Below are 14,470 nucleotides of genomic sequence, written 5' to 3' on the forward strand. Positions count from 1 at the left end.
TCATCGGAGAGTAACCGACTGAGGAGTATGCGTGGATCCAGAGCTCATGTCGCCCGCAGGGGTGTCGAACGGTGGCGACCCACCGAGAGTATTTCTCAGCTATGCACATGAAGACCAGGCGGTCGCCGAGCTTGTTTCCAGCGCTCTCAGTTCAAAGGGCATCGAAGTGTGGACGGACCGCAAGATTGCGTATGGCGAGTCGGTCGCGTCAGCGATCGGAACCGGGATCGATGCGGCCGACGTGATCCTTGTGTTGATGAGTCCTGCCAGCTCTGCTAGCCAGTGGGTGTCAACCGAGGTTGCAATGGCCGTCGCGAACACGCTCGGTGGTTTACACAAGAGGGTCCTGCCGGTGCTTATCGACGGCAACTCACACGATTCCGTCCCTCCCCTTTTGACCGGTCATCAATACTTGGATTTGCGGAATGAGGTCTGGAATTCGTCCGGTCTCGACAAGCTGGTGGACGAGGTATTTCACGGTAAGCCAGCTAACACGAAATACGACGCGGGACGTGCAGTAACTAAAATAGAAACTGAAATTCTTCAACGAACGGCTCGTGAGCAGGAAGCTGCTTTTGCTGCGTCGTCGACGATTTTTTCGCTGGCGCGTTTTGCAAGTGGATACATGATTGCACTTGCTATTGGCGCGTCAATTGCTGTCATAATTATGCTTGTCTACGGCAGCGCTCCCGGAGGCGCGACAATCGCAATTTCCATCACAAACTTAATGCTACTAATAACATTGAGTTTTTGGATGTTTTTAAGATCCAATCTAATAAGAAAAAACAGTCGCAACTCGAAAATTCCCGCTGATTTCGTCAGAATTCGTGACAAATGACTGCGCCCGATGCTCTTGCACTGGCACAAGGCCAGCAGAGACTTCAGCAGGAAAGAGAAACATTTGATCAGCGTAAACGCCAGGACGCCAGCTGGTTCAAAGTTAGATGCGCGATCGGATGGGTTGCCGCAGTGACACTGCCATCCATCATGGTCGTTGCGTGCCTGATTATCGGGTTTCACGATTCGTTTGGTCCAACCACCGTCTCGATTGCCACTGGCGCATTGCTTGTCGACGCACTTGCAACTGCAACCTCCCTCTATAAAATTGTAATTGGGACGCAGGGTAGCCAACCGCTTGAGCCGGTCACCGCTGAAGCGCCTGCCCTGCGAACGGCTGCCCTCCCATTGGCTGCAACGTCTGAATAGTCAACGACTCGGAAATCGGCGCGATTTGTGTAAGACTCTGCCAGAATGGTGGGCACCGGTCGGCGGTTCCGTTTCCCATCCAAGTTTGGATCATCTAGCCGAGTGCGAGAGGTAAATGGAGATACTAAAGTACGGCGTCGGATGGTTTATCGGTATTGTGGCACTTATTGCCGGTGCCTACTACTTCTTCTACAACAAACGCCGCAAGTCGATCGAGATTGAGTCCACTACGAGGAGTATGATCCTCGCGGGGGTGCGAGGTCACGGCCAACTCACTGTCGCTTACGATGAAACCAGGGTGCGTGATCCCTACATAGTCGAGCTCGCAGTCGTGAATTCAGGCCATAAAGACATAACCAGCAACGATTTTGACGCAAATAAGCCCCTACGAATTTCTGTTGAGGCGAAAGCGGTTGCTCTTTTACAGTGGTCGGTAATTGAAAAAGAGCAGTCAGTGATGCCGCTACGACTCGACGCCGAGGCGAGCCACGTCGTCTTGGGCCCGTCGAAACTTGCCGTCGGCGAGATCCACAGGCTTCGACTATTAGTCGACGGGACGCCACATATATCAGTAGTCGAAAATCCTCTTATTGACACAAAGATCGAATTCGGCAAACCAAAAAAACGCCGCAAGCAATTCCGCCAGGCAATAGCAGCTTTTTTTGGTTTCGGTCTTCTTGTAATTCTACAGGTCTCAAATTTCTTGTTCAACAGCCTAAGAGACAAAATGAATGTCGTTACGGTGGATTTTGCTGGCTCGTCTCGCGTCGCGAGCCCATGGGGAGCTGCTTTATGGGCCTGGATTAATACATTTGCCGTTGTTGCTTGCTTCCTGCTGATCGTTTACGCAATGGCTGGTGCACTAACAATGTTGATTACCTCGTCCTTTCGCTCCGATCAAGGCAACTAAGCACGGCCATCGGGGGTCGTAAGTTTCGTGTTATTTTCCGGTTGCACTCGGTGTAATCTGAGACGGTCGACTATCGCGTCGGAGTCACTTTCCCGAGATCGAATCCGAAACTCGCTTACCGACCGACGAACGGCGCGTTGGTGTTGCCCGACGGCACCGTGGGCGGAGCCTTCGGGAGCGACCGATCGAAGCGGGCTCGGTCAGAAGACCATGGGTGACATTCCCAGGATCATCAGGGCCGAACCTGCAGTCACTCGTCGCCCGGGCGGGTTCGTGCGCAGCAGGTGGATCGTCACGGCCATCCACCCCACCAGCAGCAACGCTGCGATGATTCTCGGATCCGCCTCGACGCCGTGACGGTGCCGTGTCGATGCCTGCGGATCCGCGTGAGAGTGCATGGGCGGCAGCATCATCAGCAGCACGGCCATGCAGGTCAGGTCCACCGCGCACGGGACCGACCGTGTTCTGTTCGGACGGTCCGCGGTGACGTGTACGGCAACCGCAACGAGAGCGAGGATCGATATCAGCGCCACGGATGGGTCCGTGCCGAACACCACCATCGCGGCCATGACGGTGCACATACACAGGTGGGCCCACCGGACCCGCCCCGTGTGGTCGCGGCGCCCGAGCAGGGGAAGCGCCGCACCCACCGCACCCAGCGTCATCAGCACCGTCATGACCATCGGTGTCAGGCCGTCGGCTCGAGGTCTCGACTGCGAGATCCACCCCGCCGAGCCACCAGGAGCCCACCGCCGAAGAACACCGCAACGACGATCAACAGCAACGCGGCGAGCACTCCCGAACCACCGATGAGCAACGTGAAGTTGTCCAGCACGAGCGCGAGGATTGCCATCAGCCCCACGGTTCCGAGCGCCGGGGCGACGACGGTGTGCCAGGTACGCGTATCCACGGTCGATCGACGGAAGAACGCGATGATCGCGCCGCCCGTCAGGATCATCAGAACCAGGATGCTCACTGTGGCCAGTCCGGACATCCAGGTGAACAATTGCAGCACCGGGTCTGCGCCTGCTGCCGCGAACACCACGAGAATCACTGTTGCCGACACGGTCTGGAACAGTGATCCCATGTGCGGGGAGCCATGCCGAGAATGGGTGCGGGCCAACATCGACGGGGCGACGCCCTTGCGGGCGAGCGCGAATACGTACCGTCCGATTGCGTTGTGGAACGCCAGCAGGGCGGCGAAAAGACTGGTGACCAACATGATTTCCATGATGTCCGCCGACATCGGGCCCAGGTACTGGGCGGCAGCGGCGAACGTCAACCCCGCCGTGTCGTCGGCAGCGGCCTGCGCGACGGACGCTCTGCCGAAAGCGAGCACGACGGCCCAACTCGACACCGCGTACACCAGTCCGATGGTCACGACGGCGGCGTAAGTCGCGATCGGAACGGTCCGTGTCGGGTTACGCGCTTCCTCGCCGTAGATGGCGGTCGCCTCGAATCCGATGAACGACGCGATGGCGAACATCAGGGCGATTCCCGGTGATCCGCTGAAGAAGGCCGAGGGAGTGAACGATTCGACGTCGATGCCCGCAGCACCACCCTTGGCGAACACCGCGATCGACAGGACCACGATGATGCCGATCTCGAGCACCAGCAGCACGCCGAGAACCTTGGCCCCGAGATCGATGCTGCGGTAACCGAGTAACGCCACGATCGCGACGAGACCGAGCGCCCACAACCACCACGGCAGATCGGGGCCGCCGTTTTTCACGACCAGGCTGTCGACGGTCGATGCGGCGAGGCCGTAGATGCCCGCCTGAATGGCGGTGTACGTCAGCAGTGCCAGACCCGCGGCACCGAGGCCCATGGTTCTGCCGAGCCCTTTCTCCACGTACGCATAGAACGCGCCGGTGTCCACCATGTGTCGGCTCATGGCCGCGTACCCGACGCTGAAGACCAGCAGGACGAGGGCCGCGACGATGTAGGCGAGCGGAGCGCCCGCTCCGTTACCTGTCGCGATCATGACCGGCAGAGCCCCACCGATAGCGGTCAATGGCGCTGCAGCGGCGATGACCAGGAACACGATCCCGACGACGCCGATGGAACCGCGCAGTGCGCCTGCCGTCGAATGCGATTGGCTTTCAGACATTCTGCTCACCGCCCGCGCAATTCGAAGTGGCGCAGTGCGCAGAGGTCGTGCCCTGCACGTCGAGGGTGGGGTTGCGATCGAAGAATCCGGAGGGCTTGAGCTTGAAGCCGGTGTAGTCCACCGGCATGATCGGCCAGTCCTCGGGCCGCGGGAAGTGGGTGAGCCCGAAGGTGTGCCACAGCACGATGTCCTCGTCGACCAGGCTGCGGTCCGAGGCGACGAATGCCGGCAGCCCCGCTCCCCCGTGGTGTTGGTTCACGAAATCACCTGCAGCATAACGCTCCTTGCGATCGAACTGCGTCACCCACAGATGCTTGGTAGCGAATGTGGCTCGTCGGGCGATCGACGAGTTGTCGTCGGCGAGAAGCAGCGGCTGCCCCTCGGGGTGCAACGTGTATCCGACGGGCTTCCCGAGCCGACTCAGCGATGTGGGGTTGGTGACGTGCCAGACGCGGCCCATCGTGCCGTCGGCGACTCGCTGCGCCTCGGATTCCGTGGCGAGCGGGGTGTGGTGCAGAGCAAAAGCATTGCCGTGCAGGTTCTCCGGGCCCATCGGCACTCGGCGGGTCTCGATCTCCTCGACGGAGTTGCCGATGCCGTCGACCATCATGTCGAGTCGGGCACTGAACAGGTGCTGGTGGCACGGCGCTCCGAGCCCGGGGGCGATCTCCGTCGCGTAGGGGTAGTCACCACCCGGGTGCCCTGACGTGAAGACGATTCCTGTTGCCTTGACCTCGAATTCGATGGTGCCGTCGAGGTAGAGGTACCAGAAGAATCCGTAATCGTAGTTACCGATGGTGGTGAAGAAGGAAATGACGAGTCGGCGCTGGCGGCGGGTCTCCTGCGAGCCCGACCACAGATCGGTGTGCTTCCACAGCACCCCGAAGTCTTCCTCGTGCATGCATACGGCGTTGGTCAATGTTTTGGGGTTGCCGAATTCATCGGCGATCACGGCGTCGAAGTACGTGATGTCTCCGACGCAGTCGCAGCCGAGTTCCAGCGAGTTCGCGAACCGTCCCACGAGATATTCACCGGTGTCGAAGTAGTTCTGCCACGACCGTACCGGTGACGGATCGCCGTAGGGAACAACCATTTCCGCGATCGACGCGCGGTGAACGATCGGCCGGACGGCACCTCCGTCCTCGAAGCCGATCTGGTGCAGCACCAAACCTTCGCGCACATCGAAGCCTACGCGAAACGACCATTTCTCCCAGTCGACGCGATTGCCGCGCACCGTGAAGCTCGGCCCCTCGGGTTGAGTGATCTCGATCGGCTTCTGCGTGGTGCGCAGCGGGCCGGTGACGGACAGATCGTCGAAGTTTCCCGACTCCTCCGGGATGGGAACCACGCCCAGATCGACGACCTTGTCGACCGTCCGATTCATCACGTCCACGAACGCGACCAACCCGTCGATGGGATGGGCCCACGCGTGGTCGGCGGGGTAGTCCTGCCGAAAGGCCAAGCCGCGCAGTATGCGTCGGCCATGCTCGCCCGGATAGTCGAACACACCTGCCGACAGGGGCGCCACTCGAACGTCGACGACGTCCAGTCCACGCGCGGCCAGCGCGGCGAGCCAGTCGGGGTCGGTGGACAGCACCGTCTCGACGAGTTCGAATTCTTCGTCGAGCACCGGCATCTGACCGTCGCGGATCGCGTCGAGCCGGGTGGAGCCGATCACCTGACGCTCGTCGAGGGAGACGAGCAGGTCGACGGCATCGGGCGTCGAGATGTCGTGCAGCAGCACCCGGAAGGTGCGCCGGGTGGTCGGTTCGTCACCGTACAGGTCGGACTTATCCGGTTCGTCCAACCCGACGTACACGAACCGGGTTGCGGGAGAGACAAATCCGGCGGCGTCGACGATGTCTCGAACCTGTGAGATCTCGTCTTCGGTGGGCAACGACAAGGCATGGTCGATTGCGTGGGGCGTGAGGGTCGGCATGGGTGTTCCTCGGGTCGAGGTCTTGGTTCTACATACGTTGAAAAACGAAAGCGTGCGAGAGGACACGGGTCGCCTGCACAGAGGGTGACTACAGCTGAGCTATGAACCGGTCGAGCATCTCGAACTGCCGGTCGGCAGTGGTGTCATCGGGGGTGAGCACGCCGAGAATCTGCATGCCCATCATCATGTTGAGCAACATCTCGACGGCCAGATCGACATCGAAATCGCCTGCATCGCCTTCCGCGCGAGCCTGCTCGAGAAACTCCGCCATCCGCGTTCGCCACGACACCAGGGAACGATGGTTGGTGTCGTCCATGTGCTCGTCGTACATTGCTCGCTGCCACAGCGAGACGGCAATTCTCGCTTCGAGCAGAGTCTCTTCGGTCGTCGGCATCACTTCGCGACAGAAGATGCGAAGGGCGTCGAATCCCGTTGCATCACCTAGCGCTTCGTCGATGCGGCGGTTCGTTGCCTCGAAGACGTGCTCGAACGCGGTTCGGAGAATTTCGTCTTTGCCCGCGAAATAGTGGCTCAGCGCACCGTTCGTGTATCCCGCCTCGGTCGCGATGTCCCGCATGTTCGCGGCATCGATCCCCTTGGCAGCGATCAAACGCCAGGTTGCCGCGGTGATCGCGCGGCGGCGTTCGTCGTGATCCACGAGCTTGGGCACAGCCCTACGGTAGCGGCTCCCTGCTCGGACCTAGGGTTCGGGCATCGTCATCATCGCCTTCCGATCCGTTCGGACGTTGTTCTACGTCCGTTGAACTAAATCTTGCGACTCGTTCGTTACGAAACACGCGCTCGGCGGTAAACACCGCGTTACCCACGTGAGCGGAACCTCGTAGCAGGGGTCGAAGTTCCGTTCACCTGGGTCGTTCCGCAGGCTCCACTCCCGCTCACCTGCGTCAGCTCTACAGAACTATCGTGACAACTTTCTCCTCGGTGTTGGCCTCGATACCCGCCCAACCGAGTTCACGGCCCGTGCCACTGGATTTCATACCGCCCCACGGGAGTGCGGGATCGATTGCTGCCCAACCGTTCACCCACACGGCACCGGAACGAACCTGCGCGGCCAGGGTGTGTGCCCTCGACACGTCGCGGGTCCAGATCGAAGCGGCCAACCCGTACACCGTGTCGTTGGCAATGGCGATCGCCTCGTCGGCCGTATCGAAAGGGATCACCGTGCCGACGGGTCCGAATATCTCCTCCTGTGCGATCTTCATGTCGTTGTCGGCGTCGGCGAAGATCGTCGGCTCGACGAAATAGCCGGCACTGTCGGGACGTCCGCCGCCGGCCGCCACTCGCGCTCCGCCGTCGCGTCCGGCCTGGATGTACCCCAGCACGCTGTCGCGCTGCTTCGCGTTGACCAGTGCGCCCATCGTCGTCGACGGATCGAAGGGATCGCCCAGCACCTGCGCCGAGGCCGCCGCGGCCAACCCGTCCACCACCTGCGAGTACAGCGAGCGATGCACCAGCACTCGGGTTCCGGCCGCACACACCTGGCCCTGGTTGAAGAACAGTCCCATCGCGGTTCCGTTGATCGCGGCTTCGAGATCCGCGTCCTCGAGAATGATCTGAGGGGACTTGCCGCCGAGCTCGAGTGTGGTCCGCTTGAAGGTATCGGCAGCCTTCTTGGCGATGAGCTTGCCGACTCGAGGACTTCCGGTGAAGCTGATCTTGTCGACGTCCGGGTGACCGACCAAGGCGTCGCCCGTCACTTCACCCAGTCCTGGAACAACATTGACGACACCGGCAGGTACGCCTGCCTCGTCGATCAGGCGAGCCAGATGCAGGATGGACAGTGGCGCATCCTCCGGCGGCTTGACGACCACGGTGTTCCCGGCGGCCAGTGCGGGCGCCAGCTTCCACGCGGCGATCATCAATGGCGTGTTCCAGGGGACGATCATGCCGATGACGCCCACCGGCTCACGCACGGTGTACGAGTGCGTCGGCTGCCCGAAGTATCCCGCAGTGGGGATGGAGCTGCCGGTGATCTTGTCGGCCCAGCCGGCGAAGTGCCGGAAAGTGGCTGCAGCATTGGGAATGTCGAGCATCGCCGGTTGCCCCACCGGCTTGCCGACGTCGAGGGCCTCGAGTCGAGCGAGCAGGTCGCCGTCGCGCTCGATGAGATCGGCAATCCGGTTGAGCAGCGTCCCGCGGACTGCTCCAGGAGTCGCGCCCCACTCACCACCGAGCTGGGCACGGGCCGCGCGCACCGCTGCATCGACGTCCGACGCGGTGGCCGCAGCAACCTCGGCCAGGGGCTGTTCCGTCGTGGGGTTGATGTCGGTGAAGGTGCCACCGTCGGATGCGCCGTGCCACTGCCCCGCGATGTAGAGCTCTGTGGCGGTGCCGGTCGGCAGCGACGGTGCGGCCGATTCCTGTACTGCAGTCATGTTTGTTGGCTCCTTCTCGGGTGCCGATCGCGGCACCTGTGGCGTGTCCGGTCAAGACTGCTCCCGGACAGGCGAGCAGGTCTTGTGTGATCGCGCACACATTGTGCGGCAGATGCGCACCGTCCTCGGCCCCGAGCCAACGGGCCGGGATGACGAATATGTGTCGACCCACCGGGCCCCGGTTACCGCCGTGTTTCGCCGCCCGGGCGTGCGACGGAGAGTCAATTATTCCGACACATCGAGGCCATCCATCGGCCTCTCAGCAGGCAAAACTGGTGCCCTCCCACACGAAAGGCCCGCAATGACACACCACCAGTTTCGCGCCGCAGCAGTCCAGGCCGCGCCGGCATTCCTCGATCTCGACGCGTCGATCGACAAGGCCATCGGCCTGATCGAGGACGCGTCCCGCGCCGGAGCCGAGCTCATCGCGTTTCCCGAGACCTACCTGCCCGGCTATCCCTGGTACATCTGGCTCGACGCACCGGCATGGGGATTTCAGTTCACGCAGCGCTACTTCGACAACTCACTGGAGTACGGAACACCCCAGGCAGCTCGAATTGCGCAGGCCGCCAAGGACAACCACATCATGGTCGTGATGGGCCTGAGCGAGCGATACAAGGCCAGTCTCTACATCGCCCAGTGGATCATCGACGCCGAAGGCAAGACCGTCGCGATGCGCCGCAAGCTCAAGCCGACGCACGTCGAACGCACCGTGTACGGCGAAGGTGACGGCTCCGACCTGTCGGTATACGACACCGACCTCGGACGTGTCGGCGCACTGTGCTGCTGGGAGCACCTGCAACCGTTGTCGAAGTACGCGATGTACGCCCAGAACGAGCAGGTTCACATCGGCGCCTGGCCCAGCTTCTCGCTCTACACCGGCGCGGCCTACGCCCTCGGGCCCGAGGTCAACACCGCTGCCAGCCGGATCTACGCCGTCGAAGGCGGCTGCTTCGTCATCAGCCCCTGCGCGACCGTCTCCCCCGAGATGATCGACATCATGTGCACCGATGACGCCAAGCGCGCGATGCTCACCGCAGGCGGCGGTCATGCCCGCATCTTCGCGCCCGACGGCCAACTGATGCACGAGCCACTCGCACCCGACGCCGAAGGCATCGTCTACGCCGACATCGACACCAGCCTCATTTCGATCGCCAAGGCCGCCGCCGACCCGGCCGGCCACTATTCGCGTCCGGACGTGACGAGACTGTGGCTCGACAAGACTCCCGGCGACCGCGTCGTGTCGGGTGCGCAGCCAGTCGCGAACGCGCGGTACGACTTCACCGAGGACGTCGCCGCCGAGGTACGTCTCGAGATCACCGAACAGCTCGCTCGCGACGAGGACGTAGCCCGTGTCTGAACTCGAATCCGCGATCCCCAATCATCTCGTCGTTCCACGGTCGTGTCCGCGTCGCACACCCGAGGGCTACCAGCCGCCCTTCCCGTCGTACGTCGCGCGCTTTCCGGTATCCACCGAACGAGTAGTGATGGGCTACTTCGGAATACAAGGCCTGCCCGACGCCTCCCCGTGGGGTGACGAGGGTCCTTCCCGAAGGGACCGGGCGCGCTACACCGACGAGGAAGGCATCGACACGACGGTGTTCATCGGCTACTGGGACGACGTCGAAGTGTTCGATCGCTGGTTCGACTCCGTCGGTCGGCATTGGACGAGCGTCAGAGGCCGCTTCGTCGAGATCATCAGACCGACCGTCGACCGCTACGAGACGCTCTTCTCCTCCACCGGCCGCATGGAAGGTGTTGCCACTCTGACGGATTCACTCAGTGGAACCATCGAAGAGCACGCCTACTGGGGCGGGGTCAGGGATCGAATCCCGTTGTCGCAGAGCGACTCGCTTGCTCCCAGCGGGGAGCCTCAGGTCGTACGCGACGGCGACAGAGTCACAGTTGTGCCGCAGGAGAACCTCTGCCTCATCCGATCCGGGCAGGATTGGGCCGATACGGCCGGGTCCGAACGAGAGATGTACCTGCGGGACGTCGAACCGGTGTTGCGGGCCGGCATGGACTTTCTTCGCGACGACGGACTGGCCATCGGCTGCTTCGCCAACCGGTACATGACCGTCGTGACCGACGACGGCACCGACACCGACACCGACAAATCGTTCGGGATGAGTTGGTGGCGCAGTCTGAGCGACCTCGAAGCGTGGGCCGAGTCGCATCCGACGCACGTGGCGATCTTCGGTGCTGCGCTGAAGTATCTGTCGACGATGGGGCCTGCGGCGTCGCTGAGGCTCTATCACGAGGTCACCGTGGCAGCGGCGGACGAGCAGTACTTCGAGTACTTCGGCTGCCACGACCGCACGGGTCTGCTGCGTACCGCTGCGGCGCGTTCTACTCTGTGAGGAGACGGGAGGTACCTGACATGGCCGATCCGCTGCGCACCGACTCCGTCGACCTGGCCGACAGCGTCGATTTCTGGACCGCTGCGGTGAGTCGGACGTACGTCGATCTCGAGTGCACGATTCCCGAGAACGCGTCGGCCATCACCGGGCATATCGAGTCCACCGCACTTGCGACTCTCGGGTTGTCGCGAGTGTCTGCGACAGCTCAGAGCGTGCTGCGAACGCCTGCAGGTATCTCCCGAACCAGTGACGACTACTTCCTGGTCAGTGTCCAGACGTCGGGGACCGGGTTCGTCGTCCAGGACGACCGAACTGCGGTCCTGCAACCGGGCGACTTCGCGCTCTACGACACCACCCGGCCGTACAGTCTCCGCTTCGACGACCCGTTTGCCCAATACGTCCTGATGCTCCCCGGAGCCACGCTGAGGACGCTCGTCCGGGATACGGGTTCATTGACTGCACGGGCGGTGTCGGGACGACACGGAGCAGGGAAACTGCTCGTCAGCATGATCTCCTCGATCATGGACGACGCCGACATGAGTACCGCGTCGGCCGAGGCCGTGTCGCAGAGCGTCGAGTACATCCTGGTCGCAGGCCTGGTCGGACTCACCGGGGTCGAGAAGCCCGCCCCCTACGCTGCGTCCGAACGGCTCGGAGAAATCAAGCGTGCGATGACGGCGCGATTGCGAGATCCGGACCTGACGGTGACGGAAGTAGCCGCCTCCTTGCACTTGTCTTTGAGCACGGTTCATCGGGCGTTCGCCGGTGAGCCGTGTACCGCCGCTGAATGGATCTGGATGCAACGGCTGGAAGGCGTCAAGCGGACGCTGTGTGAGCCGCAGAATGCCCGCACCACCATCGGTGCACTCGCGGCATCGTGGGGGTTCACCGACCCCGCTCACTTCAGCCGCGCATTCCGTACACGTTTCGGCTCTACCCCGAAGACCTTTCGCGACACCCATCGCATGTAATGGCAAGGAGAACGGCGTGCAATCGACACCGACGCAATTGCGAGCGCAGTTCGCCCTTCGTCTGTCTGCTCTGTACGGGCGGGAAGTTCCCGCGTACACGACGCTGTTGGACGTCACCGCGTCGATCAATGCCGAGACGATGCGAACCAACGGTGCCGATGCCGAACGTTTCGGCTCCATCGATCGCGTCACCGCCGAGCGCCACGGCGCGATTCGTGTCGGCAATGCACGTGAGATGTCGCAGGTAGCACTGATATTCGGTGCCATGGGCATGTACCCGGTGGGTTTCTACGATCTGCGTGACACTGCGTCGAGTTCGATTCCCGTGGTGTCGACTGCGTTTCGGCCGATCGATCCGGCCGAGCTGGCGATCAACCCGTTCCGGATCTTCACCTCGATGCTGGTGGCGTCGGACCGACGGTTCTTCGACCAGGATCTAGGCCGTCGCCTGACGGAATTCCTCGATCGCAGAACACTGTTCCCTCCGCTACTGCTCGAGCTGGCAGCCACGTGCGAGAGGGACAACGGCCTCGCAGCGGAGGAGTCCGCTACTTTTCTGGACCTCGCGACGGCGGCGTTCGCGTTGTCGACCGACCCTGTCGACAGAGCGTGGTATCGCGAACTCGAGGCAGTCTCGGCGGTGGCCGCCGACATCGGTGGTGTCTCCTCCACCCACATCAACCACCTGACACCGAGGGTTCTGGACATCGATCTTCTGCATCGCCGAATGGGAGAGCGCGGGGTGGCGATGATCGACACCATCCAGGGGCCTCCTCGTACGTCCGGTCCTGGATTGTTGTTGCGCCAGACGTCGTTCCGAGCGCTGGACGAGCAGCGGATGTTTCTCGACGAGAACGGCAACGTCGAACCCGGCCATCTACGGGTGCGGTTCGGCGAGGTCGAAGCCAGGGGCGCGGCAGCTACCGCACTCGGACGACGTCGCTACGACGAGTATCTGGATCGACTCGATACCGAGGAACCCGAGGACGCGTCCGCACTGTGGTCGTCGCTGGTGCCGGACGACGAGACACAGTGGATGGCAGAAGACCTCGCCTACTTCACCTTTCGGGTCACTGGGACCAACCCGTCCGCTGCAGACCGGGACGGTGGCCTCGTCGATCTGGTCAGGTCGGGTGTTCTCGCGGCCGACCCGATCGTGTACGAGGACTTCCTGCCCAAGTCGGCGGCGGGCATCTTCAGGTCCAATCTCGAATCCGACGGCACCCGCAATTCCGACAACACCGCGGCAGCCTTCGATGCGGAGGCGATGGAAAGCGTTCTGGGACGGACCCTGCACGACCCGTACCGAATCTACGGCCGTCTCCGAGACGAGTCGGTGGCGCGAGTCGAGAAGCACCTCGGCCTGACGAAGCCTCTCGACTGCCCATGGACCCACTGAGCAATCGGCCCGAGATACCGAGTGTCAGCCCGAGATACCGAGGGATCCGGCGAGGGTCGGCCAACTCTTCGGTAGCTGCTCCACCCAGTACGGCCACGAGTGCGTTCCGGTCTCGGTGAAGTCGAACGTTGCAGGAATGTTCAACTGGCCGAGCCGATCCGCGAGTCGGTGTGTGCAGTAGTTGGACCCGACCTCGATGAGGCCACCGACCACCACCCTGTCCCATCCCGCTGCAGTGTCGAAGCTTTCGTGACGTCCGGGAGCGCCGGTTCCCACCGACACGTAGACATCGGTACCGCGCAGACTTTCGGCATTGGCCACCGAATCATGTTCGGCCCACGCAGGATCGAAGGGTCCGCCCCACATGTTGTCGGCATTGCCGCCGAATGCTCCGACGATGGCTCGAATACTGGCCTGGCCCAACGGTTCGGCGGACGCGAAGCAGCCGCTGTACGACGCCACGCCGGAGTACACATCCGGGTTACGTGCGGCCAGCATCATCGCCGATTGTGCGCCCATCGACAGTCCCGCTATCGCGTTGCGGCCGTTGCCATCCACGGCCGCGTCGATCAGCGGAGGTAGTTCCTCGGTGAGAAACGCTTCCCACTGATACCGGCCGAGTTTCGGGTCGTCGCGCTGCCAGTCGGTGTAGAAGCTTCCTGGCCCGGCCAACGGCAGGACGACGTTGACGTTCTTGTCGGCGAAGAACTCCGCTGCCTGCCCCTTGCGCAACCACATGCTGTTGTGCGGATCCTCCTCGCCGATGCCGCTGAGCATGTACAGCGTCGGACGCGGTCCGCTTTTCGCCGCGGGTGTGAGCACCTGCACTTCGACGACGGCTCCCATGGCGGGTGAGTCGACCTTCAGCGTGCGCAGCGTGTCGGATGTCAGGACGGTGTCGACGATGCGGGCGGAGGGGGCAGCCGGCTCGGCGGATGCGATACCTCCCGAGGCGATCGACAGGGACAACGCTGCGACGAAGACAGTGGTGGAGATGCGTCGGCGACGCATGGCGATCCTCTCGGGATTATCACGGTAAGGGTGAATCGAGGTGCAGCATTGCACAATTGCGCGCCCGGTAACACGTTGTGGGCAAACTTTCACCACTGCCGCAGACTCGATACCCGATAGAGGTGGCGAACCTGAACCTCCGCCCTTCTTCGTCCTTTGAGTCGTACG

13 protein-coding genes are annotated in these 14,470 nt (G+C 62.3%); 7 read left to right on the forward strand and 6 right to left on the reverse strand.

The annotated features are described in order from the left end of the window. Window positions 1–31: 31 nt before the first annotated feature. From E4P29_RS11245 to E4P29_RS11255, 3 genes are all read left to right on the forward strand, one after another. A complete protein-coding gene (locus E4P29_RS11245) occupies window positions 32–838 on the forward strand; it encodes a toll/interleukin-1 receptor domain-containing protein (RefSeq protein WP_135044640.1) in 807 nt (268 codons plus the stop codon). Then, a complete protein-coding gene (locus E4P29_RS11250) occupies window positions 835–1,206 on the forward strand; it encodes a hypothetical protein (protein ID WP_135044642.1) in 372 nt (123 codons plus the stop codon). Before E4P29_RS11245 ends, E4P29_RS11250 begins: the two co-directional genes overlap by 4 nt. 115 nt (window positions 1,207–1,321) lie before the next feature. Continuing rightward, a complete protein-coding gene (locus E4P29_RS11255) occupies window positions 1,322–2,116 on the forward strand; it encodes a hypothetical protein (protein WP_135044644.1) in 795 nt (264 codons plus the stop codon). A 200-nt stretch (window positions 2,117–2,316) separates the two neighbouring features. On the opposite strand, the gene E4P29_RS11260 is transcribed toward E4P29_RS11255, so the two are convergent. The 5 genes from E4P29_RS11260 to styD form a co-directional block, all read right to left on the reverse strand. Next, complete coding sequence (locus tag E4P29_RS11260; RefSeq protein WP_167735446.1) at window positions 2,317–2,793, reverse strand: DUF5134 domain-containing protein; 477 nt, start codon at window positions 2,791–2,793, stop codon at window positions 2,317–2,319. 11 nt (window positions 2,794–2,804) lie between these two features. After that, window positions 2,805–4,226, reverse strand: a complete 1,422-nt coding sequence (locus E4P29_RS11265) for an APC family permease (RefSeq protein WP_135044648.1) — start codon at window positions 4,224–4,226, stop codon at window positions 2,805–2,807. Continuing rightward, complete coding sequence (locus E4P29_RS11270; protein WP_135044650.1) at window positions 4,219–6,165, reverse strand: primary-amine oxidase; 1,947 nt, start codon at window positions 6,163–6,165, stop codon at window positions 4,219–4,221. The genes E4P29_RS11265 and E4P29_RS11270 overlap by 8 nt, the downstream gene beginning before the upstream one ends. Before the next feature lie 88 nt (window positions 6,166–6,253). Continuing rightward, window positions 6,254–6,823, reverse strand: a complete 570-nt coding sequence (locus tag E4P29_RS11275; RefSeq protein ID WP_094678756.1) for a TetR/AcrR family transcriptional regulator — start codon at window positions 6,821–6,823, stop codon at window positions 6,254–6,256. A gap of 253 nt (window positions 6,824–7,076) precedes the next feature. Next, window positions 7,077–8,561: a phenylacetaldehyde dehydrogenase StyD gene (styD, locus tag E4P29_RS11280; protein WP_135044652.1), complete on the reverse strand. Its 1,485-nt coding sequence runs from the start codon at window positions 8,559–8,561 to the stop codon at window positions 7,077–7,079. 301 nt (window positions 8,562–8,862) lie between these two features. Between styD and E4P29_RS11285 the strand changes: the two genes are divergently transcribed. From E4P29_RS11285 to E4P29_RS11300, 4 genes are read left to right on the forward strand one after another with little or no spacing between them, the layout of a single operon-like run. Further along, window positions 8,863–9,921 (forward strand): carbon-nitrogen hydrolase family protein, encoded by a 1,059-nt coding sequence (locus E4P29_RS11285; RefSeq protein WP_135044654.1) that lies wholly within the window; start codon window positions 8,863–8,865, stop codon window positions 9,919–9,921. Next, entirely contained in the window at window positions 9,914–10,921 is a 1,008-nt protein-coding gene (locus tag E4P29_RS11290) for a phenylacetaldoxime dehydratase family protein (RefSeq protein ID WP_135044656.1), read from the forward strand. Before E4P29_RS11285 ends, E4P29_RS11290 begins: the two co-directional genes overlap by 8 nt. 20 nt (window positions 10,922–10,941) lie before the next feature. Beyond that, on the forward strand, window positions 10,942–11,892 hold the full coding sequence (locus tag E4P29_RS11295) for a helix-turn-helix domain-containing protein (protein ID WP_135044658.1): 951 nt from the start codon (window positions 10,942–10,944) through the stop codon (window positions 11,890–11,892). Between the two features lie 16 nt (window positions 11,893–11,908). Then, window positions 11,909–13,291 carry a VOC family protein gene (locus tag E4P29_RS11300; RefSeq protein ID WP_167735437.1) on the forward strand — a complete coding sequence of 461 codons (1,383 nt, stop codon included), beginning with the start codon at window positions 11,909–11,911 and terminating at the stop codon, window positions 13,289–13,291. 24 nt (window positions 13,292–13,315) lie between these two features. Here the strand turns inward: E4P29_RS11300 and E4P29_RS11305 are convergent, their stop codons facing one another. Further along, window positions 13,316–14,302: an alpha/beta hydrolase family protein gene (locus tag E4P29_RS11305; RefSeq protein WP_135044662.1), complete on the reverse strand. Its 987-nt coding sequence runs from the start codon at window positions 14,300–14,302 to the stop codon at window positions 13,316–13,318. Window positions 14,303–14,470: the final 168 nt, after the last annotated feature.

This window comes from Rhodococcus sp. 1R11 (assembly GCF_004563845.1).
In the GTDB taxonomy this organism is placed as follows: domain Bacteria; phylum Actinomycetota; class Actinomycetes; order Mycobacteriales; family Mycobacteriaceae; genus Rhodococcoides.